The organism is Pseudomonas sp. IPO3778 (genome assembly GCF_013386825.1).
GTDB lineage: Bacteria > Pseudomonadota > Gammaproteobacteria > Pseudomonadales > Pseudomonadaceae > Aquipseudomonas.
Genome location: NZ_JACARC010000023.1, coordinates 19,990 through 45,471, shown reverse-complemented (window position 1 = coordinate 45,471; position 25,482 = coordinate 19,990). Strand labels below are relative to the sequence as shown.

Here is a 25,482-nt window from a genome sequence, read left to right as displayed (position 1 = left end):
GCCAGTCGATGTCAGGACGCCCCCTATTTACCACCTTGCTCGACCGGTCTCTATGACAACCCTGCGCACTTTTCTCGCCACTGCCCTGCTGGGCCTGACACTCTGCGTCGGCACCGTACACGCGGCCGACCCGCCCAGCGTCGACGCCGTCCAGCAAACCCTGGACAAACTGCCAGACCGCAAACTGCCCGACGCCGACATGAAGGCGCTGCAAACCATCCTGCAGCAGACCCTCACCTACCTCGGCAACCAGCAGGACTACCAGCAACGCCTGGTCGACCTCAAGCGCCAACTGGAAGACGCGCCCCGCCAAACCGTCGACAACCAGCGCGAACTGACCCGGCTCAAGGCCACCAAGGTGATTCCGGTCACCCAACGCTACGCCACCTTGCCGGTGCCGCAACTTGAGCAACTGCTGGTGCAGCGCACCACCCAGCAAGGCGACCTGCAAAAGGAACTGGCCGACGCCAACAGCCTGACCATCGCCGCCCAGACCCGGCCCGAGCGTGCCCAGACTGAAATCAGCAGCAGCCAGACGCGTATCCAGCAGATCAACGCGACCCTCAAGGCCGGCAAAGACAACGGCAAGACCCTCAGCGGCGACCAGCGCAACCAGCTGAACGCCGAGCTGGCCGCCCTTAACGCCCTGATTCCTTTGCGCCGCCAGGAGCTGGCCGGCAACAGCCAGCTGCAAGACCTGGGCAACAGCCAGCACGACCTGGTGCTGGAGAAAACCGCCCGCCTGGAGCAGGAAATCCAGGACCTGCAAACCCTGATCAACCAGAAACGCCTGGCCCAATCCCAGGAAACCGTGACCCAGCAGTCCATCGAGGCCCAAAAGGCCGGCGGCAGCAGCCTGCTCGCCACGGAAAGCGCGGCCAACCTGAAACTGTCCGACTACTTGCTCAAAAGCACCGACCGGCTCAACGAACTGACCCAGAAGAACCTGCAAACCAAGCAGCAACTGGACAGCGTGACCCAAAGCGACTCGGCGCTGGACGAGCAGATCAACGTGCTCAAGGGCAGCCTATTGCTGTCCAAGATCCTCTACAAACAGAAACAGGCCCTGCCGCGCCTGACCGTGGACCGTGACCTGGCGGACGATATTGCGAATATTCGTCTGTACCAGTTCGAGGTCAATCAACAGCGCGAACTGATCAGCACCCCGAGTACCTACGTCGACAGCCTGCTGGCCACCCAGCCTGCCGACCAGGTAACACCACAGCTGCGGCGTACCCTGCTGGAGCTGGCGATCACCCGCAGCGACCTGCTGGAACGCCTGAGCCGGGAACTGAGCGCCCTGCTCAACGAATCCATCACCCTGCAACTGAACCAGAAACAACTGCTGAGCACCGCCACCACGTTGCGGGCGACCCTTGATGAGCAGATGTTCTGGATTCCCAGCAACAAGCCGCTGGACACCGAGTGGCTGGAAACCGTACCGGCGCACCTGAGCAAACAGGTGACGACCCTGCCGTGGGCCTCCAGCGTCAGCGAACTGTATGACGGCCTGACCCAGCGCCCGTTGCTGTTCCTGCCTCTGCTGCTGTTGATTGGCGCCCTGCTGTGGCGCCGCAGCTATTTGTATAACCGATTGAAAAAAATCCACCTGGACATCGGCCACTTCAAACGCGACAGCCAGTGGCACACGCCGGTGGCAATTCTGGTGAATATCGCGCTGGCGATGCCGGTGGCGCTGGGCCTGGCACTGTGCGGCTATGCCTTGCAGATCGACGCCCGCGGGCAAAACGCCAACCTCGGTGCGGCCTTGCTGCAGATAGCCCAGGCCTGGCTGGTGTTCTACACCGCCTATCGAATCCTCGCGCCGGGCGGCGTCGCCGAGCTGCATTTCCGCTGGGAAAAACCCCAGGTCGAATTCCTCCAGGGCTGGGTGCGCAAACTCGGGCTGGTGGTGCTGGCGTTGGTGGCTGTGGTGGCCATCGCCGAGCATCAGCCGGCGGCACTGGCGGACGACGTGCTGGGCATCGGCGTGGTACTGACCTGCTACGCCTTGATGGCCTGGTTGCTCAGCCGCCTGCTGCTCAACAGCCCAACCCACGAAAAAGCCTCGCTGTTTCGCAAAGCCGTCGGCCTGGTGTTTACCGCCCTGCCGGTCGCGCTGTTTATTGCCGTGTGTTTTGGCTACTACTACACCGCCCTCAAGCTCAGCGACCGGCTGATCAACACCCTGTACCTGCTGATGTTCTGGCTGGTGATCGAAGCCACGTTCGTGCGCGGCCTGGGGGTTGCTGCACGGCGCCTGGCCTATGCGCGGGCCCTGGCCAAACGCCAGGCCGCCAAGGAAGCGGGGGATGGCGAAGCGGTGATCGAAGAGCCGACCCTGGACATCGAACAGGTCAACGAACAGTCCATGCGACTGATTCGCCTGGCCTTGCTCGGCGGCTTTATCGCTGCGCTGTACTGGGTGTGGTCTGACTTGATCTCGGTGTTTTCCTACCTGGACAACGTCACCCTCTACGAATACACCAGCGGCACCGGTGCCAATATCAGCATGGTGCCCATCAGCATCGGCGACTTGCTCGGCGCCTTGATCATCATCGGCATCACCTTCGCCCTGGCGCGCAACCTGCCCGGTTTGCTGGAAGTGCTGGTGCTGTCCAAGCTCGACCTGGCCCAGGGCAGCGCCTACGCCACCACCACGTTGCTGTCCTATGTGATTGCCGGCGTGGGCTTTGTCTCCACCCTGTCGACCCTCGGCGTGAGCTGGGACAAGTTGCAATGGCTGGTGGCCGCGCTGTCGGTGGGGTTGGGCTTCGGGATGCAGGAGATCTTCGCCAACTTTATCTCCGGCATCATGATCCTGTTCGAGCGCCCGGTACGGATCGGCGACACCATCACCATCGGCAACCTGTCGGGCACGGTGAGCAAGATCCGCATCCGCGCGACCACCATCACCGACTTCGACCGCAAGGACATCATTGTCCCGAACAAGACGTTCATCACCGGGCAACTGATCAACTGGTCGCTGACCGACACCATCACCCGGGTGACCCTGAAACTGGGTGTGGATTACGGCTCGGACCTGGACCTGGTGAAAGATTTGCTGCTCAAGGCCGCCGCCGAAAACCCGCGCGTCCTGAAGGACCCGGCGCCCCACGTTTACTTCCTCAACTTCGGCGAAAGCACCCTCGACCACGAACTGCGCATGCATGTACGGGATCTGGGCGACCGTAACCCGGTGATCGACGAGGTCAACCGCTTCATCAACCGCGAGTTCAAGAACCACCACATCAACATCTCGTTCCGGCAGATGGAGGTGTACCTGAAAAACCTGCATGGCCAGGAATACAAACTGGTGCCCGTGGAAGAGGAAAACAAAACCATCCTGCCGCCTGCCCAGGACCAGGACCTCCCCGAGCCGCCGCCGGCCAAACTCGACTAAACGCGCTATCCCCAGCAGAATGGTCGGACATTCTGCTCAGGAGATGGCCGTTGAAAGCCCTCGACGAACTGACCTTCGACAACCGCTTCGCCCGCCTGGGCGACGGTTTCTCGACCCACATACTGCCCGAACCCATCGACGAGCCGCGTTTAGTGGTGGCGAGCGAGGCGGCCATGGCGCTGCTGGATCTCGACCCCGCCGTGGCCGAGACACCGGTATTCGCCGAGCTGTTTGGCGGGCACAAGCTGTGGGCCGAGGCCGAGCCGCGGGCGATGATCTATTCCGGGCATCAGTTCGGCTCCTACAACCCGCAACTGGGTGATGGGCGCGGATTGCTGCTGGGCGAGGTGTACAACGAAGCCGGCGAGCATTGGGACCTGCACCTCAAGGGTGCCGGGCAAACCCCTTATTCGCGCATGGGCGATGGGCGCGCGGTACTGCGCTCCTCGATTCGGGAGTTTCTGGCCTCGGAAGCGCTGCATGCACTGGGTATTCCCAGCAGTCGCGCGCTGTGTGTAATCGGCTCCACCACCCCCGTGTGGCGCGAGAAACAGGAGCGCGCCGCCATGGTGCTGCGCCTGGCCCACAGCCATGTGCGCTTTGGGCATTTCGAATATTTCTACTACACCAAGAAGCCCGAGTTGCAGAAGCAGCTGGCGGAGCACGTATTGTCGCTGCACTTCCCGGAGTGCATGGAACAACCCGAGCCGTACCTGGCGATGTTCCGAGAAATCGTCGAACGCAATGCCGAGCTGATCGCCAAGTGGCAGGCCTATGGGTTCTGCCATGGGGTGATGAACACCGACAACATGTCGATCCTCGGCATCACCTTCGACTTTGGGCCGTTTGCGTTCCTGGATGATTTCGACGCGCAGTTCATCTGCAACCACTCGGACCATGAAGGGCGTTACTCCTTCAGCAACCAGGTGCCGATCGGGCAATGGAACCTGAGCGCGCTGGCCCAGGCATTGACGCCGTTCATCACTGTTGAAGCGCTGCGGGAAACCCTCGGGCTGTATCTGCCGTTGTTCCAGGCGCACTACCTGGACCTGATGCGCCGCCGACTGGGCTTTACCACCGCCGAAGATGACGATCAAAAACTGGTGGAGCGCCTGCTGCAACTGATGCAGAACAGTGGCGTCGACTACACCTTGTTCTTCCGCCGGCTGGGGGATGAATCAGCCGCGCTGGCCGTGGCGCGGTTGCGTGACGATTTTGTCGACCTCAAGGGGTTTGATGAGTGGGCCGAGCTGTACAAAGCCCGTGTGGAGCGCGAAGCCAGCGGCACAGAAGAGCAGCGGCGTGAGCGGATGCATGGGGTGAACCCGCTTTATATCCTGCGCAATTACCTGGCGCAGAATGCTATCCAGGCGGCGGAGCTGGACGACTACAGTGAAGTGCGCCGGCTGCATGAAGTGCTGACCAAACCCTTTGAAGAGCAGCCGGGGATGGAGCAATACGCCCAGCGACCACCGGATTGGGGGAAGCATTTGGAGATCAGTTGTTCATCGTAGGGGTTAAATCCGAGCGACATATCAAGAAATAAATGCCGGACGCGCCTGACATCATTAAACATCTCTTCGGCCTAGGGTTGGCCTGTTGCAATCACGCAACAAACCTAAGCAGATATGAAATGGAGGTGCGTCATGGGCGTCGATGTTCCAAATCTGGAATCGGTGTGCGATCACGCTACACCCGAGAAATATTCCGCTGTCCGTCTACACATGGACTTGTCCTTCCCTCACCACGACCTTTCCCAGGTCAATGCCTGGCTGGAAAAGCGGGCATGGGGGCCACTTGAGCTGTTTTTGGTTGAGCGATACCCACAGCACAAGGAAGTAATAGCACTGTGGCTCAAAGGGAGCCAAGCCAGGGCTGAGGCGAATGAGCCTGCAGCGACTCTGCGCGCAGTGAATACGTAAGCAGTGGTACAGAGGAGCTGGAGCATCAGGCCGTGACCCCAGGCCTTAGGGTCGTGGTGGCCAGGACGCTGATCAGTGCGGTTGTTTTCGATGCCCTTGTTCCTCTTTCTCCGTTAATCGCTCAAGACTTGAGTGTTTCTCCGGCATTCTTTCAAGGCATGCTCGGCGTGTGCCTGATGGCTTTCGCATTCAGCCAGTTGTTTTCAACGCCGCTGATCAACCGCCTGGGAACCAGCGTCAGCCTAGCCGGTGCATCGGTGCTGATCGCGCTGCTATGTGTCGCAGTGGCGTTATCAACGACCGTTCTCACATTATCGATCATCTTTACTTTCATGTTCATCGCCAACGCGGTGGCAGCAACCTCTTCACGCCTTTGGCTACGTCAACGACTTGGGCAAACAACCTTCCAAAGCACAACGGCTTATCTCTTGGGTGCGATTAGCATCCTTTCGGTGCTAAGCCCGCCGATTCTGCTGGCGGCAGCCTCAGTTTGGGGTTGGCGATGGGTATTTAGCGTGTTCGGCTGCCTGCTATTTGTAATTTTCCTGGGACTTCTAGTCACACATGTCGACAAGACATCCGAGCAAGACCAACGGCCTGCAAATGAAACGCCATCCTTGCTATGGAAACGCCCGAAATTTATCTGCGGTTTACTGGTTGCACTCCTGATGCAGAGCGCCTTCACACAGTTGAACCTCAGCAAGGCGTTTGTCCTTCAGGGCACTTTCCAGCTCTCGCCGCAAGCAACAGGCATGATCCTTTCAGGTTGGGCGGCGCTGGTAGCGGCAGGATTTTTCTTTTCAGGGAAAGCCGTCACACGATTCAGTGACGCCCAACGCCTGAATGCTGGATCGGTCTCTCAGTGCCTCGCCGCGCTCTTGACGGTAGCGACATGGCTACATGTCGATATCTACCTTTACTTGGCAGCTGCAGCAGCAACCAGTATTGCCTTCTGCATTTTGTTGCCCCTTGCAACCGGCTGGGCACTGGATATCGACGCGCCTCACCAAGCCAAGGCTTCTGCAGTTTTCGGATGCATCACCGTGGCCGGGGCGGGATTTTTAACTTGGCTTGGGTCTCAGCTGGATGTGCCACTGCTTTTCACCCTGATGCTGGTGATTGGGGGATGTGCTGTGGGCAGCGTGTTTGCCTGCCAGCTAGCACGAAAGAAGATTGGGCACTGATGGCTTATGACCAGCGCTATTAGCCATTTACAGACATCGGACGATGCTCAAGGTCATAACCTTCGATCCAATCACCGATGATATCTAACATCCCAATCAGCGCGTGGCTTTCGTCCTCCCCAACCTCATCCAGCAACTCGTCGAGCGCCATAACCAAAATATCGTAATCCTTCTCGGTCATGGGCTTACGCAAGAGAGCAGAAACAAAAGGCCAATGTTCGATAGCCTGCTTGACGATTTAGCTCATGTTGCCCCCTCTTTCAGTTATTCCTTGATAAACCAAGTCTCCGACTCCAAATAGAACCCATTGGCCACTTTCACGGAGCCCACCATGTCCGACTCTCTAGTAATCCCCTGCCCCCACTGCAACGGTCTTAACCGTATCCCCAATGAACGCCTGGGCGATGCGCCTAAATGCGGGCGCTGCAAGCAGCCGGTGCTGTTGAGCAAATCCTTTGAGTTGAAACAGGGCGACTACGCCAGCCAGATCAAGGGCGACCTGCCGTTGCTGGTGGATGTGTGGGCCGAATGGTGCGGGCCGTGCAAGTCGTTTGCACCGGTGTTTGAACAGGCTGCCGGGCAGTTGGCCGGGAAATGCCGGTTGGCCAAGCTCGATAGCGAGGCCAATCAGCAGTTATCCGCTCAGTTGGGAATTCGCTCGATTCCCAGCCTGATCCTGTTCAAGAATGGCCGGGAAGTGGCGCGTCAGAGCGGAGCGTTTCCGTTGCCGCAGTTGATGAGCTGGCTGCGCAGTCAGGGCGTTTGAGGCAGCGGAACGCCCCGGTCCATCACTTGCCCCATCAGCAGTACGCCCAATTCGCTCAATTGATGAATGGCCAACGCGACATCGCGCTGCTTACCGGTGAGGTCGTCGGAAAGGTCGAGCAAGAGGGTGGTGACTGAGGAGAAGGTTTCGTAGGTATTGAGGATCAGGGTTTCGTCGTCAATGCCGGGGGTAACGGCAAACAACGTTGCTGAGCTTGGGGTTTCAGAGGGATTGAGATAGTGGTCGATGGCGCGGTAAGCGGCTCGATTGAGCTTCTCGTCATGAAACGGGGCATCTGGCGGATTTGGCGTTATTTTGAACATGATTCGTCTCCGTAGTAGTGAAGCCGCAACCAACTCGCTACTAAACGAAGGGGTGGCAGCTGTACGCAGGTTAGTAGACCGGGGAGACGCAACCGGCGCGCTCGAAAGCGCCCTACGTACAGCCGCCATCAAGCGCAGGAAGTTCCTGACTGAATAAGCACTGGACGTCGTCACCACTGGGCTACTAAACCCGATCGCTGATGTCAGCGATCGAAGAACCTTAGAGATGCAGGGCTAGACGCACAAGCCGGCGGATTCTGGCGTAACTGTAGGCAACGGCGCAAGACGACGATTTCCCTGTAGGAACAAAGACCAATGTGGGAGCTGGCTTGCCTGCGATAGCATCACCTCGGTGTAACTGACAAACCGAGTTGACTGCATCGCGGGCAAGCCCGGCTCCCACACAAGCAGGCTCCCACATGGGTTATGTGTTGCCTGCTAAATCACGCGTTTTCCAGCAGGTTGTGCAACTCCACAAATTGCTGTGTCAGCTTGTGCCGTGGGTCCAGGTGGATCAGCGGCATATTCGCCTGGTGCGACTCACGCATGCGCACCGAACTGGTCAGGTACACCGGCAGCACCGGCAACCCTTCGGCAATCAGTTCATCCAGCATCTGCTGCGGCAGGCTCGCCCGGGCCTGGAACTGGTTGACCACAATGCCTTCCACTTCCAGCCCTTCGTTGTGGTCTTCCTTCAATTCTTCAATTTCTGCCAGCAGGCCATACAACGCCTGGCGGGAGAAGCTGTCGCAATCGAACGGGATCAGTACGCGATCAGCGGCAATCAGCGCTGAAACCGCATAGAAGTTCAACGCCGGCGGCGTATCCAGGTAAATCCGGTCGTAGTCCTCGCTCAATTCATCCAGCAGCTTTCGCAGCTTGTTGATCTTGTGCTTGGCCTCGAGCTTGGGCTGCAGGTCCGCCAGTTCCGCCGTGGCGGTGATGACGTGCAGGTTGTCGAACGGGGTTTCGTAGATATCCACCTGGTTTTTCTTCGAAAACGGCCCGGAAGACAGGGTTTGTTTGAAGAAGTCAGCGATGCCCATGGGGATGTCATCGCCGGTCAGCCCGGTGAGGTACTGGGTTGAGTTGGCCTGAGCATCGAGGTCCACCAACAGGGTTCGATAGCCTTCGCTGGCGCTGACCGCCGCCAGGTTGCAGGCAATGCTGGACTTGCCAACACCGCCTTTTTGGTTGAACACCACGCGCCGCATGGAAAAACCTCCGTGTATCAATGAATGACCGAGTGTAGAGGGCAAAAGCGCCGCTTAGCTACCTCGTTTGTTCTTGTACTACAGCATCAGAGGCTCTATCTCGCACAACATTTTCCCGCCTGTCCGACAAAGCAGGAATTGCCTGACACCTGCTGCCCCACCTGCATGGCGGACAATCTGTAATTCTTTCCTTCGAAATTGTAATCAGCCGTGAACAATTCTTTACCAAAGTTTGCTAGAACCCCACGGCACCGGGATAATGCGCCCCACTCGGCCATTGCTCCCTGTCCCCGTATCCGGGGCCAAAGGCCGCACAAGGAAGCCCGCAGGGGCGGGATAACTTCTCAGTGATCAATTTCAACATCGCCCAATGGCGTGCCTGGGCCCCCGGGCTCGAAAGCGCGGACGACTGGCGCGCCTGGTGCCAGCAACCCACGGTGCTCGCCGGCAGCGACGCCGCCCCCGACGTGTCATTCCTGCCGGCCATGCAGCGCCGGCGCCTGAGCCGCCTGGCGCGCATGGCCTTCAGTGTGGGCTGGCCACTGGCCGATGGCTTGCAACAGCTGCCATTGGTGTTTGTTTCCCGTCACGGTGAAACCCCGCGCACCCTCGATATTCTCAGCGACCTGGCCAACGACGAACCGCTGTCGCCGACCCAGTTCAGCCTGTCGGTGCACAACGCGGTGATTGGCTTGTGGTCGATCCTGCGCAATGAAACCGCCGAAATGACCGCCCTCGCCGCCGCCGGTGATGGCCTGGAGCACGGCGTGCTCGAAGCCGCCGCCCTGCTCAATGAAGGCGCACCGGCGGTGTTGCTGATCATTACCGAGGAACAGCCGCCCGAGGCCTATGCCCGCTGGATCGACGACGTGCCGTTCCCCTACGCCCTCGGCCTGCTGCTGACGCCGGGCGACGAGTGGCAGCTGGAACTGAATACGGCCGCTGTCCAACCCACCACCAAAGCCCAGTGGCCCCACGCCCTGAACCTGCTGCGCACCCTGCTGAACGATCAGGGCGCCTGCCAACATGCCTGGAAGAACCGAGTATGGAACTGGCAACGCAAGCCCTGACCGAAAAGCCTCGACAGGCCTACTACTGGCGCCTGTTCGCCACTGCCACCGCCTTCGCCCTGTTTGGCCTCGGTGGCCTGTGCCTGCGCGTGCTGGTGTTCCCGCTGCTCAGTTGCCTGCCGGGTGACACCAAACAGCATCAGCGACGCGCCCGCCACACCATCAGCTGCCTGTTCTGGTTGTTTATCCGCATGATGATGCGCCTGGGCATTCTGACCTACAGCGTCGAAGGCGCGGAAAAGCTCGGCCGCCCGGGCCAAATGATCATCGCCAACCACCCGTCGCTGGTGGACGTGGTGTTTCTGATCGCCCTGATGCGCCAGACCAACTGCGTGGTCAAGCAGAGCCTGTGGCAGAACCCGTTCACCCGCGGGCCGGTGCGCGACGCCGGCTACATCAGCAACGACGGCAGCGCCGACATGCTCGACGCCGCCGCAAGTGCCCTGCGAGACGGCCAGACTCTGATCATTTTCCCGGAGGGCACCCGCACCTCTCCCGGCCAGGCGCCGACCTTTCATCGCGGCGCCGCCGCTATTGCCTTGCGAGGTGCGAGCATCATTACCCCGGTGGTGATCAAGGTCAGCCCCACCACCCTGACCAAGGCCGAACCCTGGTATCGCATCCCGAATCGCCGTTTTCACTTCAGTTTGCGCGTGGGTGCCGATATAGAACCACAGGCGTTTGCCGCACAAGGCCCCGCGCCCCAGGCTTCACGCAAGCTTAACGATTACCTGCACCAGTATTTTATTAAGGAGCTCGCCGAAGATGAGCGACCAACACCGCCTTGAGCACGACATAAAAACGCTGATCATCGAGGCCCTGGGCCTGGAAGACATCAACGAGAGCGACATCGGCAACGAGCAAACCCTGTTCGGCGAAGGCCTGGGCCTGGATTCCGTCGACGCCCTGGAATTGGGCCTGGCGATCCAGAAAAAGTACGGCATCAAGATCGATGCCGACGCCAAGGACACCCGCAATCACTTCACCAACGTGGCCAGCCTCGCGGCGTTCGTCACGGCCAGACAGGCAGCTTGAGACCGTACCATGCAAACTCGTGACGATATTTTCAACACCTTGCGCGACGCCCTGGTGGAACTGTTTGAACTGGAACCTGAACGCGTCACCCTCGACGCCAACCTGTACCAGGACCTGGAAATCGACAGCATTGATGCGGTGGACCTGATCGACCACATCAAGCGCCAGACCGGCAAAAAAATCGCCGCCGAAGAGTTCAAGGCCGTGCGTACTGTGAGCGACGTGGTCGAGGCGGTCTACCGTCTGGTTCAACCGGCCGCATGAGCCGGCTGATCGGCCTTGGCCTGTTGCTGGCGGGGCTGCTGTACCCTTTTGCGGTGTATTACGGCACGGAGCATTTTGCCCCCTGGCAATTTGGCCTGCTGCTGGGCAGCCTGTGGCTGTTGCGCGCACTGACCGGCGCCCGGCGCCCGGGCAGTCGTTGGATGGCGGCGGCAATCATCGTCTTTTGCCTGCTGCTCGCCTGGTTCGACAACCCGCAGATGCTGCGCTGGTACCCGAGCCTGGTCAGCGCGTTCATGCTGGCGCTGTTCGGCCTGAGCCTGAAATACGGGCCACCGATGGTCGAGCGCCTGGCCCGCATGACCGAGCCCCAATTGCCCGAAAGAGCGATTGTGTATACCCGCCAGGTCACCGTGGTGTGGAGTGTGTTTTTTCTGTGTAACGGCCTGCTCGCCGCCGCCCTCACCCTGTGGGCGCCGCTGAGCTGGTGGACGTTGTACAACGGCATGATCGCCTACGGGCTGATGGGGCTGTTGTTTGCCGTGGAATGGCTGGTACGACAAAGGGTTCGAGGCCGCGTATGAATTGGTTGAATCTTGAGCACGTGTTGCTTGAGCCTGTAGGTCAGCGTTCAGTCACCACCGAGCCTGCCCTGGATCACCCGCAGTTGTGGGAGAAGTCCCTGAGCCTGGCCGCCGGGTTGCAAGCCCGGGGCATCCAGCGCCTGGCGGTGCACCTGGAAGATGCCGGCTTGCTGGCGATCGCCCTGCTGGGTGCCTGGCGCGCCGGGGTCAGCGTGTTGCTGCCCGCCGACCTGCAACCCCAAACCCGCCAGCGCTGGGACGATGCCGTCGACGCCTGGCTGACCGCGGCTGGCGACCTGGACGCGCTGTATCAAGCGCCATTGAGCGCCGCGGCCCTGGACCTGGACGCCTGCTGCCTGAGCCTGTGCACCTCCGGCTCCAGCGGCGAGCCCAAGCGCATCGACAAAACCCTGCGCCAGATGGCCAATGAGGTCCTGGCCCTGGAAACCCTGTGGGGCGCCGACCTCGGTGAGGCCTGCATCATCGGCAGCGTCGCCACCCAACATATCTATGGCTTGCTGTTCCGGGTGCTGTGGCCGCTGTGTGCCGGGCGTACGTTTGTGCGTCAGCAACTGGCATTCCCCGAGGACTTGCAGCGCGCCAGCCGCGAGCATGCGCAGTTCGCCTGGGTCGCCAGCCCGGCGCTGCTCAAGCGTATGGGCGACAACCTCGACTGGCCGGCCCTCACACCGGTCAAGCGAGTGTTTTCCTCCGGCGGCGCGCTGCCTTTCGACGCCGCCCGCAGCCTGCATCAGCGCCTGCAACAGTGGCCCACAGAAATCCTCGGCAGCTCGGAAACCGGCGGCATCGCCTGGCGCCAGGGCGACCAACCCTGGCAGCCGTTTGCCGAGGTGCAACTGACCCAGGACGCCGACGGCGCCTTGCGCATTGCCTCACCGTACCTGCCCGCCGGCCATATCGAACACACCGCCGACGCCGCGAAGATCCACGCCGACGGCCGCTTCGAATTGCTGGGGCGCCTGGACCGCATCGTCAAGCTGGAAGAAAAACGCATCTCCCTGCCGATGCTTGAACAAGCGCTGACGGACCATGCCTGGGTCGCCGAAACCCGCCTTGGCGTGGTGCAGGAAAACCGTGCCTCCCTCGGCGCCCTCGTGGTGCTCAGCAGCGACGGTTTGCATGCCCTGCGCAACCAGGGCCGGCGCACCGTCACCCAAACCCTGCGCCAGCACTTGAGCCAACATTGCGAAGCCCTGGCCCTGCCCCGCCGCTGGCGCCTGTTGCGCCAATTGCCGTTGAACAGCCAAGGCAAGCTGCCCCAGGCTGACGTCGAAGCCCTGCTGCTGGCGCCCCGCCCGAAAGCGCCGGAAGTGCTGGAACAGACCGAAGTCAACGGTGAATGGACCCTGCAACTGGCGATCCCGCCGGACCTCGCCTACTTCAGCGGCCACTTTCCGCAAACCCCGGTGCTGCCGGGTGTGGTGCAGGTGGATTGGGCCCTGAACCTGGGCCAGCAACTGCTCAACCTGCCGGCGCAATTCGCCGGGATGGAAGTGCTCAAGTTTCAGCAACTGGTGCGCCCGGACGACCGGATCGAACTGCACCTGCGGTTCGATCAGGAGCGCGGCAAGCTGTACTTTGCCTACCGCAATGAGACGGCGGCCTGCTCCAGTGGGCGTATCGTGCTGGAGAGGGTCAGTGATTAAGCTTTTGTGGCGAGGGAGCTTGCTCCCGCTGGAGTGCGCAGCACTCCCAACCCAGGCACTGCGGTTTATCAGGCAGATCTCGGTCGCCTGTATTGGGGCCGCTTCGCAGCCCAGCGGGAGCAAGCTCCCTCGCCACACGAAGTGCTTGTGCCAATGGGGTGCCTGTTATGCATAACCCCTGCGCCCTGATCCCGGTCTATAACCACGAAGCCGCCGTGCCCGCCGTGGTCCGCACCGTACTGGACAGCGGCCTGCCGTGCCTGCTGGTGGACGACGGCAGCAGCCCCGCCTGCGCCGCTGTCCTGGCGCAACTGGCAACCCTCGATAACGTGTCCTTGCTGACCTTGCCCACCAACCAGGGCAAGGGCGCCGCAGTCATGGCCGGCTTTCGCGAAGCCGCACGCCTGGGTTTCACCCACGCCCTGCAAGTGGACGCCGATGGCCAGCACGACCTGCGAGAGGTCGGCACCTTCCTCGACGCCTCGCGCACCCACCCGGACGCGGTCATCTGCGGCTACCCGGAATACGACGACAGCGTGCCCAAGGGCCGCCTCTACGCGCGCTACCTGACCCACGTGTGGGTGTGGATCAATACATTGTCGCTGCAAATCCGCGATTCAATGTGCGGCTTTCGCGTGTACCCACTACAACCAACCCTGGCCCTGATGGACTCGGCCAACATCGGCAAACGCATGGATTTCGACTCCGACATTTTGGTGCGTCTGGCCTGGCGCAATCAGCCAATGCGCTGGCTGCCGACCCAGGTGCATTACCCCGCCGACGGCCTGTCGCACTTTCGCCTGTTCCACGACAACGCCCTGATTTCCTCGATGCACACCCGGCTGTTCTTCGGCATGTTGGTACGTGCCCCGATGATCCTCTGGCACCGGTGGAAAGCATGACCCAGGACACTAAACACTGGGCCGACCGCGAAGAACGCGGCAGTTTCTGGCTGATGAAATTCACCGCCTTCGCCGCCAAAGTCCTCGGGCGCCGGCTATTGAGCCCGCTGCTGTACGGCATCGTTTTCTACTTCTTCCTGTTCGGCCGCACTGCGCGCCAAAGCGCCTGGCAGTACCAGCAGCGGCTGGCCGACTGGAGCCAGCGCGTCGACCTGCGCCCCACCCACAGAAGGGTCTTCGGCCAGTTCATGGCCTTCGCCGATGCGTTGCTGGACAAGCTCGACGTGTGGAACGGCAAGCTGCGCCTGGACCAGATCGAAATCATCGACTCGGCCCAACTGCGCGGCCAACTGCGCAGCGAACGCGGCCAGATGCTGGTGGGCGCGCACCTGGGCAATCTTGAAGTGTGCCGCGCCCTCGCCGAACTGGGGGAAAAGGTCACCATGAACGTGCTGGTGCACACCAAACACGCCGAACGTTTCAACCGGATTCTGGGCGAAGCCGGGGCGACCCATTTGCGCCTGATCCAGGTCAGCGAACTCGACCCGGCGGTGATGATGCTGCTCAGCCAGCGCCTGGACGCCGGCGAGTGGCTGGCAATTGCCGGCGACCGCGTGCCGCTGCATGGCGGGCGCACGGTGCGGGTGGATTTCCTCGGCCATGACGCCGCCCTTCCCCAGGGCCCGTGGCTGCTGGCCGGCCTGCTGAAATGCCCGGTCAACCTGCTGATGTGCTTGAAGCATCAGGGCCGTTACCGCCTGATCATCGAGCCGTTCGCCCACCTGATCGAATGGAAACGCAGCGACCGCCAGCAGGTGATCGCTCAATGGACCGCCCGCTACGCCGAGCGCCTGGGCCAGTTCTGCCTGGAAGCGCCCCAACAATGGTTCAACTTTTACCCTTTCTGGAAGACCGATGACGACGCATCTTGAGCCGGTAACCTTCGGCGAACTCCCTTTGCGCATCGAAGACGTGCTGGCCCTGGCCAACCGTCAGGCGCCGACTCAACTGCAAGCCGATGCCGCGTATCGCCAGCGTATCGCCAAGGGCGCGCAGTTCCTCGATTCGCTGCTGGACAAGGAAGGCGTGATCTACGGCGTGACCACCGGCTACGGCGACTCATGCGTGGTGGCGGTGCCGTTGCAGCATGTCGAAGCGCTGCCCCGCCACCTCTACACCTTCCACGGCTGCGGCCTGGGCAAGTTGCTGGACGCGCAAGCCACACGCGCCGTGCTGGCCGCGCGGTTGCAGTCGCTGTGCCACGGCGTGTCCGGGGTACGCGTGGAGTTGCTGGAACGCCTGCACGCGTTCCTTGAATTCGACGTGCTGCCGCTGATTCCGGAAGAAGGCTCGGTGGGCGCCAGCGGTGATTTGACGCCACTGTCCTACGTGGCTGCGACCCTGTCTGGCGAGCGCGAAGTGATGTTCCGTGGCGAACGTCGCCTGGCCGCCGACGTGCACCGCGAGCTGGGCTGGGACCCGCTGGTGCTGCGCCCGAAAGAAGCCCTGGCCTTGATGAACGGCACCGCGGTGATGACCGGCCTCGCCTGCCTGGCTTTCGCCCGCGCCGATTACCTGCTGCAACTGGCCACGCGCATCACCGCGCTGAACGTAGTGGCGCTGCAAGGCAACCCGGAGCATTTCGACGAGCGCCTGTTTGCCGCCAAGCCGCACCCGGGGCAGATGCAAGTGGCCGCCTGGCTGCGCAAAGACCTGGCGATTGACGCACCCACCGCGCCGCTGCATCGCCTGCAAGATCGCTATTCGCTGCGCTGCGCGCCCCACGTGTTGGGCGTGTTGGCCGACAGCCTGAACTGGCTGCGCTCGTTTATCGAGATCGAACTCAACAGCGCCAACGACAACCCGATCATCGACGCCGAAGAAGAGCGTGTGCTGCACGGCGGCCACTTCTACGGCGGCCACATTGCCTTCGCCATGGACAGCCTCAAGACCCTGGTGGCCAACGTCGCCGACCTGCTGGACCGCCAGCTCGCCCTGCTAGTGGACGTGCGTTACAACCACGGCCTGCCGAGCAACTTGTCGGGCGCACCCGCCGAGCGGGCAATGATCAACCACGGCTTCAAGGCGGTGCAGATCGGTACCAGCGCCTGGACCGCCGAAGCCCTGAAAAACACGATGCCGGCCAGCGTGTTCTCGCGCTCCACCGAGTGCCACAACCAGGACAAGGTGAGCATGGGCACCATCGCCGCCCGCGACGCCATTCGTGTGCTGGAGCTGACCGAACAAGTCGCCGCCGCCGCCCTGCTGGCCGCCAACCAGGGCGTATGGCTGCGGGCCCAGGCTGAAGACGCCCGCCCGCTGCCACCGGCGCTGGCCGCCATGCACGAAGAATTGGCCAAGGACTTCCCGCCGGTCATCGAAGACCGCGCCCTGGAAGGCGAACTGCGCCTGTGCCTGAAACGCATCGCCGAGCAACACTGGAGGCTGCATGCGTAGCCAGGGTGTGTTGCATTGCGACACTGAAATCCTCGTGCCGTTTTTCGACATCGACACCATGAACGTGGTGTGGCACGGGCACTACGTGAAGTACCTGGAAGTCGCCCGCTGCGCCTTGCTGGACAAGCTCGGCCACAACTACACGCAGATGCTGGAGTCGGGCTACGCCTGGCCGGTGATCGATATGCAGCTGCGGTATGTGCGCGGCGCGACCTTCGGCCAGACCATCACCGTGCGCGCCAGCCTGGTGGAGTGGGAGAACCGCTTGAAGGTCAATTACCTGATCAGCGACAAGGCCACCGGTGAGCGCCTGACCCGCGCCAGTACCGTGCAAGTGGCGGTGGAGATTGCCAGCCGCGAGATGCAACTGGCGTCGCCAAAAATATTCACAGACGCCGTAGAGAGAGCCCTGCAATGACCCCCCCTGTAGGAGCGAGCTTGCTCGCGAAAAACGTCAACGATAACGCAGGCCGCCTGACACCCCGCAGCGCCCTCTGGTTCTTCGCGAGCAAGCTCGCTCCTACAAGGGTCGCGTTGATGCTGTTGTTGGGCGTTTCAGGCGTGGCCCACGCTTTCGACCTGCAACAACTCAGCGATCAGCTGGCAAAACCGTCAGTGATCCACGGCAACTTCATCCAGGAAAAACACCTGCGCGCCCTGCCCCAGCCCCTGGTCAGCAAAGGCACCTTCGTGCTGGCCAAGGATCACGGCCTGCTGTGGCTGCTGAAAACCCCGCTGCAACAGGACTACCGCATCAGCGCCAATGGCATCGCCCGGCGTGACGCCAACGGCTGGCAACGGCTGCCAAACAAGAGCGCCGGTACTGAGCAGAACCGTTTGTTCCTCGCCGTATTGCAGGGCGACAGCAGCGGCTTGCAACGGGACTTCGAGCTGCACCTGCAAGGCGACGCCCAGCAGTGGCAACTCACGCTGACCCCGCGCTCGTTGCTGCTCAAGCAGGTGTTCACCCAGATCAATATCGACGGCGGCGAGCTGGTGCAAAAAATCGAGCTGCTGGAAACCCAGGGCGACAGCACCGTGCTGCGCATGCAGGACAGCACCAGCAGCCAGCCTTTGAGTGACGCGGAGCAACACGACTTTGCCGAGTGAACGCTGGTTGCCGCGCCTGTTCCTGATCCTGCTGGTGGCCGTGCTGGCCCTGGCGGGCTGGCAATGGCGCCATGGCGCGCCGCTGTCGGCGAACCTGATGGAACTGGTGCCCGGCACCGCGCCGGACGCCCTGGAGTTGCGCGCCGAACAACGCATGCAGGAACCGCTGAACCGCGAAATACTGGTGCTGGTGGGGCATGCCGACCGGCAAAAAGCCGTGGCCATGGCCCAACAATTGGGCGAGCGCTGGCAGGCCAGCGGCCTGTTTGAAAAGGTCCAGTGGAACCTGCAAGCCGACTTGCCCGCCCTGCGTCAGCAGTTGCTGCAAGGCCGGCTGGCGATGCTTTCGGCCAAGGACCGCGAGCAATTGATCGACGAGCCCCAAGCGTTTATTCAGCAGCGTGTTCAGTCGCTGTTTGATCCGTTCACCGGCTTCAGCCTGGTGCCCAGCCAGGACGATTGGCTGGGCCTCACCGGGCGCATCCAGAACAGCCAGCCGCAGCACGGCTCGGTGCAACTGGATATCGGCAGCGGCGCGTTGATCGCCGATGCCGACGGCAAAAGCTGGGTGCTGCTGCGGGCGCGCACCACCGGCAACGCCTTCGACCTGAAACTGCCGCTGCAAGTGGCCGAACTGCTCAAGGCCAGCCGCGAGCAGGCCGACCCGCAAGGCGCGCAATTGCTCGCCGCCAGCGGCCTGCTCTACGCGGCCAATGGTCAGCAGCAGGCGACCCGGGAAATCACCTGGGTCGGCGGCGGCGCGACGGCCGGGATTCTGTTGCTGTTGCTGCTGGCGTTCCGGCGCTGGCGGGTATGGCTGGCGTTTGTGCCCGTGCTGGTGGGCATGTTGTTTGGCGCGGTGGCCTGTGTGGCGCTGTTCGGCCATATGCATGTGATCACGCTGGTGCTGGGATCAAGCCTGATCGGCGTGGCGGTGGATTACCCGCTGCATTACCTGTCCAAGAGCTGGAGCATGAGCCCTTGGCGCAGTTGGCCGGCGTTGCGCCTGACCTTGCCGGGCCTGAGCCTGAGCCTGGCCACCAGTTGCATCGGCTACCTGGCGCTGGCCTGGACGCCGTTCCCGGCCCTGACCCAAATCGCGGTGTTCTCGGCAGCAGGTCTGGTGGGCGCTTACTTGTCCGCCGTGTGCCTGCTGCCGGCCTTGCTCAAGGGCCTGGAGCTGCGTCCGGCGCAATGGCCGCTGCGCATTGCCGAGGTCCTGCTGAGCGTGCGCGAGTCGCTGCTCAAGCGCCTGCCAAGCCCGGTGTTGCTGGTACTGGTGCTGGTGTTTTGCGCCGGCGGCCTGTGGCACCTGAACAGCAAAAACGATATCCGCCAATGGATCGGTGCACCGCCGCAGTTGCTGCAGGAAGCCCAGGCCGTTGCACGGATTACCGGGTATCAGCCCACCAGCCAATTCTTCCTGGTACGGGCAGACAACCAGCAACAGTTGCTGGAGCGCCAGGCTGCACTGAGCCAGCGCCTGGATCAGTTGGTGAACATGGACAAGCTCCAGGGTTACCTGGCGCTCAACCAGTTGGTCAGCGCGCCGGCCGAGCAACAGCAACTGCGGGACGCCCTGAGCACGTTGCCGCAGTACTGGCAGCCATTGCTCGACCTCGGCGTGCCGGCCAGCGCGTTGCAAGCCGAGCTGGCCCAGTTGCAAGCCTTGCCCACGGAAGACATCGACGCCGCACTGGTCGGCCCGCTGGCTGAGCCGTGGCGCACCCTGTGGCTGGGCAACGTCGACGGCGGCGTGGCGGCGATGGTCAGCCTGCAAGGCTTGAACAACCCGGCGTTGCTGCGGGTGCAGGCCCTGGATCTGCCCGGTGTGCAGTTGGTGGACCGCCTGGGCGACTTGAACCAGGTGTTTGCCGCCACGCAGATCAGCGCCGCCGAATTGAAATTGATGTCGTGCGTGTTGATCGTGCTGTTGCTGATCCTGCCGTTCGGCTTCGGCGGTGCCCTGCGTATCGTCGCCCTGCCGCTGCTGGCGGCGCTGTGCAGCCTGGCCAGCCTCGGTTGGCTGGGGCAGCCACTGACGTTGTTCAGCCTGTTTGGCCTGCTGCTGGTGACCGCCATCAGCGTCGACTACGCGATCCTGATGCGTGAACAAATTGGCGGCGCCGCCGTGAGCCTGTTGGGCACACTGTTGGCCGCCGTGACTACTTGGCTATCGTTCGGCCTGCTGGCCATTTCCAGCACGCCGGCGGTGAGTAATTTTGGGCTGTCGGTGAGTTTGGGGCTGGCGTTCAGCTTCATCCTGGCACCGTGGGCCGCCCCGTCAGGGACAAGGAAGAAAAGATGAGCAGCCAGTACCTCAGTAAAAATTATGTCGAAGAAACCAAATTCGGCTTCTGGTTCCTGCGCAGCCACACCTGGCAGCACCATGTGCTGCGCGTGGCAATCAACGACCTGCGCAGCCTGTTCAGCGATCCGCTGCCGGTGGCGCCGGTGCTGCTGGACGCCGGCTGCGGCCAGGGCAAGTCGTTCCAGTACTTGCAACAGGTGTTCGCCCCCGAGCGCCTGATCGGCCTGGACGCCGACCCTCACAGCCTGGAACTGAGCCGTGCCGAAGCGGCGCGCCAGGGCATCGCCATTGAGTTGATCAGCAGCGATTGCGCGACCCTCGAGGTGCCCGACGCCAGTGTCGACGTGCTGTTCTGTCACCAGACTTTCCATCACCTGGTGGAACAACACCGCGCCCTGAAAGAGTTCTACCGGGTGCTCAAGCCGGGCGGCTATTTGCTGTTTGCCGAGTCCACCGAAGCCTACATCGACACCTGGGTGATTCGCTGGCTGTTCCGTCACCCGATGCATGTGCAAAAAAGCGCAGAAGAGTACCTTGAGATGCTCCGCGAGCAAGGCTTTGAGTTCGGCCCGCAGAACGTATCATACCCGTACCTGTGGTGGAGCCGCGCCACCGATTTCGGCCTGCTTGAACGCTGGGGCCTGCGCCAGCCGCCACCGGCCGGCCAGCGCGAAGAAACCCTGGTCAATGTGGTCGCCCGCAAACCTCTAGCGAGCCCTGAAACATGATTCGAATGCTGTTGATCGGCTGCCTGTTGCTGCTGAGCGCGTGCGCCAGCCAGCCGCCGTTGCCGTCGAAAAACCCGGTGCTGAGCCTGCCCCTGCAACTGCACGTGCAGCGCGAACAGGACGGCCAGCGTCAGGACTGGTTACTGGTGATGCAACGCGAAGGCGGCGGGATCCGCTGGTCGATGATGGACCCGCTGGGCATTCCCCAGGCGCGGCAGAAGTTGATCAACGGTGGCTGGCAAGCCGATGGACTGCTGCCGCCCAACCCCCAGGCGCGGGAGTTGTTTGCCGCGCTGTTGTTTGCCCTCACGTCGTCGGATGAAGTCTCCGCGCTGTACCCCGGCACCCAGGAAATGGACCTGATCCGCACCCTGCCGCTCCACTGGAAAATCACTTATCACTCCTCCCTGGTATTTCGCGTGGACGTGATCGGGCAACACCTGACCTACCGCATCTCGCCCCTTGAGGCCGCCCGATGACCGCCTACCTCAACGCCCTCGGCGTGATCTGCGCCCTGGGCCGCGACAAGCGCGAAGTCAGCCGCAGCCTGTTTGCCGGCGACTGCTCCGGCATGCGCGCTGAAAGCGGCTGGGTGCCGGAGCGTGTGTTGCCGGTGGCCGGCGTACACGGTGAGCTGGCGGCAATCCCGCCCGGGCTGGAATCCCATCGCAGCCGTAATAACCAGTTGTTACTGGAAGCGGCGTTGCAGATTGACGACGAGATCCGGCACGCGATCCAGACCTTTGGTGCGTCCCGTATCGGCATCGTGCTCGGCACCAGCACCTCGGGCATCGATGAGGCCAGCCGCGGTATCGCCCACTACCTGCGGGAAAAGCAGTTCCCCGGCGACTACGACTACCAGCAACAGGAACTCGGCGCCCCGGCGAACTTCCTCGCCGAGTGGCTGCAACTGAGCGGCCCGGCCTATGTGATTTCCACTGCCTGCACCTCCAGCGCGCGGGCGCTGATGAGTGCCCAGCGCCTGTTGGATCTGGGCGTGTGCGATGCGGTGATCTGCGGTGGTGTCGACACGCTGTGCAAGCTGACCCTCAATGGTTTTTCATCGCTGGAAGCGGTCTCGGCACAACGCTGCAACCCGTTCTCGGCGAACCGTAACGGGATCAACATCGGCGAAGCCGCCGTGTTGTTTTTGATGAGCAAGACCCCGGCAACCGTCGCGCTGTTGGGCAGTGGCGCCAGTTGCGACGCCCACCATATTTCCGCCCCCGAGCCCACCGGCAAGGGCGCGCTGCAAGCGATGGGCAAGGCCCTGGCCAGCGCAAAACTGGCGCCCGGGCAGATCGGTTACCTGAACCTGCACGGCACCGCCACGCAGCATAACGACGCCATGGAAGCCCTGGCGGTCGCGGCCCTGTTCCCGGACGGCGTGGCCTGTTCGTCAACCAAACCCATGAGCGGCCATACACTGGGCGCCGCCGGTGCCCTGGAAGCGGCCTTCTGCTGGCTGAGCCTCGCAGAAGGCCTGGTGCCGCCCCATGTCTGGGACGGCCAGGCGGACCCCGAGCTGCCCGTGTTGAAGTGGGCGCAGCCCGGCGACACCCTGGAAAAACGCTGCCTGATGAGCAACTCGTTTGCCTTCGGCGGCAACAACGTCAGCCTGATTATCGGAGACGCCCCATGACTGACTGGCCGCTCGCCGAACTGCTGCCCCACGCCGGGGACATGATTTTGATCGATCAGGTCCTGAGCTTTGATGAAGAACAGATTCACACCCGCCTGACGGTCAAGCCCGGTGGTCTTTTCAGCCGCGCCGACGGCAGCCTGCCGGCGTGGGTCGGCATTGAGTTGATGGCGCAAAGCGTCGCCGCCTACGCCGGTTGCCGTGCCCGCCAGAAAGGCGACGCCGTGGAATTGGGCTTCCTGCTGGGCACGCGCAAGTTCGAGTGCAACGTCGAGCATTTTCCCGTCGGCAGCGAACTGACCATCCACGGCTTGCGATCCCTGGAAGACGACAACGGCATGGGTGTGTTCGAATGCCACCTCACCGGTGACGGTATCCAAGCGAGTGCACGCTTGAACGTATTTCGACCGCCCCAGGCGGCCAACTATTTAGATGAATCGAAGGACACCACGCCATGACTGAATCCGTATTGGTTACCGGCTCCAGCCGTGGCATCGGCCGCGCTATCGCTTTGCGCCTCGCCCAGGCCGGGCACGACATCGTGCTGCATTGCCGCAGCGGGCGTGCCGAGGCAGAGGGGGTGCAGGTCGAAATCGAAGCCTTGGGACGCAAGGCCCGGGTGTTGCAATTCGACGTGGCGGACCGCGCCAGTTGCAAGGAAATTCTCGAGGCGGACGTGGAAGCCCATGGCGCCTATTACGGCGTGGTGCTCAACGCTGGGCTGACGCGCGACGGTGCGTTTCCGGCGCTGTCGGAAGACGACTGGGACGTGGTGATGCGCACCAACCTCGACGGGTTCTACAACGTGCTGCACCCGGTGATGATGCCGATGATTCGTCGTCGCGCCGCCGGGCGCATCGTGTGCATTACCTCGGTGTCCGGGCTGATCGGCAACCGCGGCCAGGTCAACTACAGCGCGTCCAAGGCCGGCTTGATCGGCGCCGCGAAGGCCCTGGCCATCGAGCTGGGCAAGCGCAAGATCACCGTCAACTGCGTGGCCCCCGGGCTGATCGACACCGCGATGCTCGATGAAAACGTACCGGTGGAAGAACTGATGAAAATGATCCCGGCCCAACGCATGGGCACTCCGGAAGAAGTCGCCGGTGCGGTGAATTTCCTGATGTCGGCGGAAGCCGGCTACATCACCCGCCAGGTATTGGCCGTGAATGGAGGCCTGTGCTGATGAAGCGCGTGGTGGTCACCGGCATGGCCGGCGTTACGTCCCTGGGCAGCGATTGGGCAACCATCGCCGCCAACTTCCGCGCCAACCGCAGCGGCATTCGGCGCATGGACGAGTGGGATCGCTTCACCGAATTGAACACACGGCTGGCCGGGCCGATTGATGATTTCGTGGTGCCCGCCCACTGGACCCGCAAGCAGTTGCGCAGCATGGGCCGGGTTTCGCGCCTGGCGGTGTGGGCGGCGGAGCAGGCACTGAAAGACGCGGGCTTGCTGGGCGACGCGTCGATCAAGGACGGGCGCATGGGCGTGGCCTGTGGCTCGTCCACCGGCAGCACCGACGAGATCAAGGCCTTCGGCAACATGCTGCTGAACTCGGTGGCCGAGGGCCTGAACGCCAACTCTTACGTGCGGATGATGCCCCACACCACAGCGGCGAATATCAGCATCTTCTTTGGCCTCACCGGCCGACTGATCCCGACGTCCAGCGCGTGCACCAGTGGCAGCCAGGGCATCGGCTATGCCTATGAAGCCATCAAGTTTGGCCGCTTGCCGCTGATGCTGGCGGGGGGCGCGGAAGAGCTGTGTCCTACCGAAGCCATGGTCTTCGATGCCTTGTACGCCACCAGCCTGAAAAACGATGCACCGCAAACCAGCCCGCGCCCCTATGACAGTGGCCGCGACGGCCTGGTGATCGGCGAAGGCGGCGGCATGCTGGTGCTCGAAGAGCTGGAACACGCGCTGGCCCGTGGCGCGCATATCCACGCCGAGATCGTCGGCTTCGGCAGCAACGCCGACGGCCAGCACACCACACGCCCCGAACAGACCACCATGCGCCGCGCCATGGAGCTGGCCCTGGAAGATGCCGGGCTGCAACCCGATGCCATCGGCTACGTGAACGGCCATGGCACGGCCACCGACCAGGGTGACATTGCCGAAACCCTGGCCACCAGCAGCCTGTTCGGCAGCCGCATGCCCATCAGTTCGCAGAAGAGTTTCCTCGGGCATACCCTGGGCGCGTGTGGTGCGCTGGAGTCGTGGTTCAGCATCGAAATGATGAACCGCGACCAGTACGTGCATACCTTCAACCTCGATGAGATCGACCCGCGCTGCGGCGCGCTGGACTACCTGCAAGGTGAGTTCCGCGAGCTGCACAGCGACTACGTGATGAACAACAATTTTGCCTTTGGCGGCGTCAACACTTCGCTGATTTTCCGCCGCTGGGCCTGATTTTTTTACTGACTGGAGAAATGGAATGTCTTCCCTGCTACGCGCAACACTGGTCGCTTTGGCCCTGCTCACCACCGCTGGCTGCACCAACAAACCGGTGCTCAACACCCAGCACGACTTGCCGGCGAACCCGCAGGTCAACGAAGAAAAAATGAAGCAGACCATCGTGGCTGCCCTGAACAAGCGCGAATGGGTGGTGCAGCGCCTAAGCCCGCAACTGGTCCAGGCCGAGATCAACGTGCGCAACCAGTTCCACGCTGAAATCGACATTCGCTACACCGCGACCAGCTACGCCATCACCTACCGCGACAGCCGCGACCTGGGCTACAAGGACGGCAAGATTCATCGCAACTACAACCGTTGGGTGAGCATGCTGGACAAGGACATCCTGGCGGCGCTGCGCACCAACGGGGTGAGTGACACCGGGTCGGCGGCGCAGTTGTTCCAGCAGACCGGGACTTCGAAGCAGAACTGAAATACCAGAAACGACAAAGGGCGCCTTTCGGCGCCCTCTTCACAAACAGGTTGGCTTG

General features: G+C 62.3%; 26 protein-coding genes and 1 pseudogene. 24 read left to right on the top strand and 3 right to left on the bottom strand.

The features are described 5' to 3' along the window. Window positions 1–52: 52 nt before the first annotated feature. From mscK to HX855_RS10570, 4 genes are all read left to right on the top strand, one after another. A complete protein-coding gene (gene mscK, locus HX855_RS10585) occupies window positions 53–3,403 on the top strand; it encodes a mechanosensitive channel MscK (RefSeq protein ID WP_177086244.1) in 3,351 nt (1,116 codons plus the stop codon). Between the two features lie 50 nt (window positions 3,404–3,453). Beyond that, window positions 3,454–4,917: a protein adenylyltransferase SelO gene (gene selO / locus HX855_RS10580; protein ID WP_177086242.1), complete on the top strand. Its 1,464-nt coding sequence runs from the start codon at window positions 3,454–3,456 to the stop codon at window positions 4,915–4,917. Window positions 4,918–5,049: 132 nt separating this feature from the next. Beyond that, entirely contained in the window at window positions 5,050–5,325 is a 276-nt protein-coding gene (locus HX855_RS10575; RefSeq protein WP_177086240.1) for a hypothetical protein, read from the top strand. Window positions 5,326–5,357: 32 nt separating this feature from the next. Continuing rightward, window positions 5,358–6,509, top strand: coding sequence for an MFS transporter (locus HX855_RS10570; protein WP_177086236.1), 1,152 nt, complete (start codon window positions 5,358–5,360; stop codon window positions 6,507–6,509). 28 nt (window positions 6,510–6,537) lie between these two features. On the opposite strand, the pseudogene HX855_RS10565 reads toward HX855_RS10570, so the two are convergent. Beyond that, window positions 6,538–6,747: pseudogene (locus HX855_RS10565) on the bottom strand (hypothetical protein); the annotation flags it as partial. A gap of 93 nt (window positions 6,748–6,840) precedes the next feature. Here HX855_RS10565 and trxC point away from each other — a divergent pair. Further along, on the top strand, window positions 6,841–7,275 hold the full coding sequence (gene trxC / locus HX855_RS10560; RefSeq protein WP_177071102.1) for a thioredoxin TrxC: 435 nt from the start codon (window positions 6,841–6,843) through the stop codon (window positions 7,273–7,275). On the opposite strand, the gene HX855_RS10555 is transcribed toward trxC, so the two are convergent. Together HX855_RS10555 and HX855_RS10550 are read right to left on the bottom strand one after the other, a co-directional pair. Continuing rightward, on the bottom strand, window positions 7,263–7,598 hold the full coding sequence (locus tag HX855_RS10555; protein ID WP_177086234.1) for a DUF6124 family protein: 336 nt from the start codon (window positions 7,596–7,598) through the stop codon (window positions 7,263–7,265). The genes trxC and HX855_RS10555 overlap by 13 nt on opposite strands. Window positions 7,599–8,041: 443 nt before the next feature. Next, window positions 8,042–8,812, bottom strand: a complete 771-nt coding sequence (locus tag HX855_RS10550) for a ParA family protein (protein WP_003209397.1) — start codon at window positions 8,810–8,812, stop codon at window positions 8,042–8,044. A gap of 347 nt (window positions 8,813–9,159) precedes the next feature. Here HX855_RS10550 and HX855_RS10545 point away from each other — a divergent pair, with 347 nt between their 5' ends. The 19 genes from HX855_RS10545 (at window position 9,160) to HX855_RS10455 (ending at window position 25,424) form a co-directional block, all read left to right on the top strand. After that, complete coding sequence (locus HX855_RS10545; RefSeq protein WP_177086232.1) at window positions 9,160–9,882, top strand: beta-ketoacyl synthase chain length factor; 723 nt, start codon at window positions 9,160–9,162, stop codon at window positions 9,880–9,882. Next, window positions 9,858–10,670 (top strand): 1-acyl-sn-glycerol-3-phosphate acyltransferase, encoded by an 813-nt coding sequence (locus tag HX855_RS10540; RefSeq protein WP_177086230.1) that lies wholly within the window; start codon window positions 9,858–9,860, stop codon window positions 10,668–10,670. The genes HX855_RS10545 and HX855_RS10540 overlap by 25 nt, the downstream gene beginning before the upstream one ends. Then, the gene (locus HX855_RS10535; protein WP_177086228.1) at window positions 10,648–10,917 is read left to right on the top strand and encodes a phosphopantetheine-binding protein; all 270 of its coding nucleotides are present in this window, start codon (window positions 10,648–10,650) and stop codon (window positions 10,915–10,917) included. Before HX855_RS10540 ends, HX855_RS10535 begins: the two co-directional genes overlap by 23 nt. Before the next feature lie 9 nt (window positions 10,918–10,926). Continuing rightward, window positions 10,927–11,181 (top strand): acyl carrier protein, encoded by a 255-nt coding sequence (locus tag HX855_RS10530; RefSeq protein WP_133101347.1) that lies wholly within the window; start codon window positions 10,927–10,929, stop codon window positions 11,179–11,181. Further along, on the top strand, window positions 11,178–11,723 hold the full coding sequence (locus HX855_RS10525) for a hypothetical protein (RefSeq protein ID WP_177086226.1): 546 nt from the start codon (window positions 11,178–11,180) through the stop codon (window positions 11,721–11,723). The genes HX855_RS10530 and HX855_RS10525 overlap by 4 nt, the downstream gene beginning before the upstream one ends. Further along, complete coding sequence (locus tag HX855_RS10520) at window positions 11,720–13,390, top strand: acyl-CoA synthetase family protein (RefSeq protein ID WP_177086224.1); 1,671 nt, start codon at window positions 11,720–11,722, stop codon at window positions 13,388–13,390. The genes HX855_RS10525 and HX855_RS10520 overlap by 4 nt, the downstream gene beginning before the upstream one ends. A gap of 167 nt (window positions 13,391–13,557) precedes the next feature. Beyond that, a complete protein-coding gene (locus tag HX855_RS10515) occupies window positions 13,558–14,292 on the top strand; it encodes a glycosyltransferase family 2 protein (protein WP_177086222.1) in 735 nt (244 codons plus the stop codon). After that, on the top strand, window positions 14,289–15,224 hold the full coding sequence (locus HX855_RS10510; RefSeq protein ID WP_177086220.1) for a glycosyl transferase: 936 nt from the start codon (window positions 14,289–14,291) through the stop codon (window positions 15,222–15,224). The genes HX855_RS10515 and HX855_RS10510 overlap by 4 nt, the downstream gene beginning before the upstream one ends. Next, window positions 15,208–16,749, top strand: a complete 1,542-nt coding sequence (hutH, locus tag HX855_RS10505; RefSeq protein WP_177086218.1) for a histidine ammonia-lyase — start codon at window positions 15,208–15,210, stop codon at window positions 16,747–16,749. The genes HX855_RS10510 and hutH overlap by 17 nt, the downstream gene beginning before the upstream one ends. After that, entirely contained in the window at window positions 16,742–17,167 is a 426-nt protein-coding gene (locus HX855_RS10500; RefSeq protein WP_177086216.1) for a thioesterase family protein, read from the top strand. Before hutH ends, HX855_RS10500 begins: the two co-directional genes overlap by 8 nt. Then, window positions 17,164–17,859, top strand: a complete 696-nt coding sequence (locus tag HX855_RS10495) for an outer membrane lipoprotein carrier protein LolA (RefSeq protein ID WP_177086214.1) — start codon at window positions 17,164–17,166, stop codon at window positions 17,857–17,859. Before HX855_RS10500 ends, HX855_RS10495 begins: the two co-directional genes overlap by 4 nt. Next, complete coding sequence (locus tag HX855_RS10490) at window positions 17,849–20,167, top strand: MMPL family transporter (RefSeq protein WP_177086212.1); 2,319 nt, start codon at window positions 17,849–17,851, stop codon at window positions 20,165–20,167. Before HX855_RS10495 ends, HX855_RS10490 begins: the two co-directional genes overlap by 11 nt. Further along, window positions 20,164–20,898 (top strand): class I SAM-dependent methyltransferase, encoded by a 735-nt coding sequence (locus HX855_RS10485; protein ID WP_177086210.1) that lies wholly within the window; start codon window positions 20,164–20,166, stop codon window positions 20,896–20,898. The genes HX855_RS10490 and HX855_RS10485 overlap by 4 nt, the downstream gene beginning before the upstream one ends. Then, window positions 20,895–21,377: a hypothetical protein gene (locus HX855_RS10480; RefSeq protein ID WP_177086209.1), complete on the top strand. Its 483-nt coding sequence runs from the start codon at window positions 20,895–20,897 to the stop codon at window positions 21,375–21,377. Before HX855_RS10485 ends, HX855_RS10480 begins: the two co-directional genes overlap by 4 nt. Beyond that, window positions 21,374–22,540 (top strand): beta-ketoacyl-[acyl-carrier-protein] synthase family protein, encoded by a 1,167-nt coding sequence (locus tag HX855_RS10475; RefSeq protein ID WP_177086207.1) that lies wholly within the window; start codon window positions 21,374–21,376, stop codon window positions 22,538–22,540. The genes HX855_RS10480 and HX855_RS10475 overlap by 4 nt, the downstream gene beginning before the upstream one ends. Continuing rightward, window positions 22,537–22,998 (top strand): hotdog family protein, encoded by a 462-nt coding sequence (locus tag HX855_RS10470; protein ID WP_177086205.1) that lies wholly within the window; start codon window positions 22,537–22,539, stop codon window positions 22,996–22,998. Before HX855_RS10475 ends, HX855_RS10470 begins: the two co-directional genes overlap by 4 nt. Then, window positions 22,995–23,723, top strand: coding sequence for a 3-oxoacyl-ACP reductase FabG (gene fabG, locus HX855_RS10465; protein ID WP_177086203.1), 729 nt, complete (start codon window positions 22,995–22,997; stop codon window positions 23,721–23,723). The genes HX855_RS10470 and fabG overlap by 4 nt, the downstream gene beginning before the upstream one ends. Continuing rightward, on the top strand, window positions 23,723–24,949 hold the full coding sequence (locus tag HX855_RS10460; protein ID WP_177086201.1) for a beta-ketoacyl-ACP synthase: 1,227 nt from the start codon (window positions 23,723–23,725) through the stop codon (window positions 24,947–24,949). The genes fabG and HX855_RS10460 overlap by 1 nt, the downstream gene beginning before the upstream one ends. Before the next feature lie 25 nt (window positions 24,950–24,974). Continuing rightward, entirely contained in the window at window positions 24,975–25,424 is a 450-nt protein-coding gene (locus HX855_RS10455; protein WP_177086199.1) for a hypothetical protein, read from the top strand. Window positions 25,425–25,482: the final 58 nt, after the last annotated feature.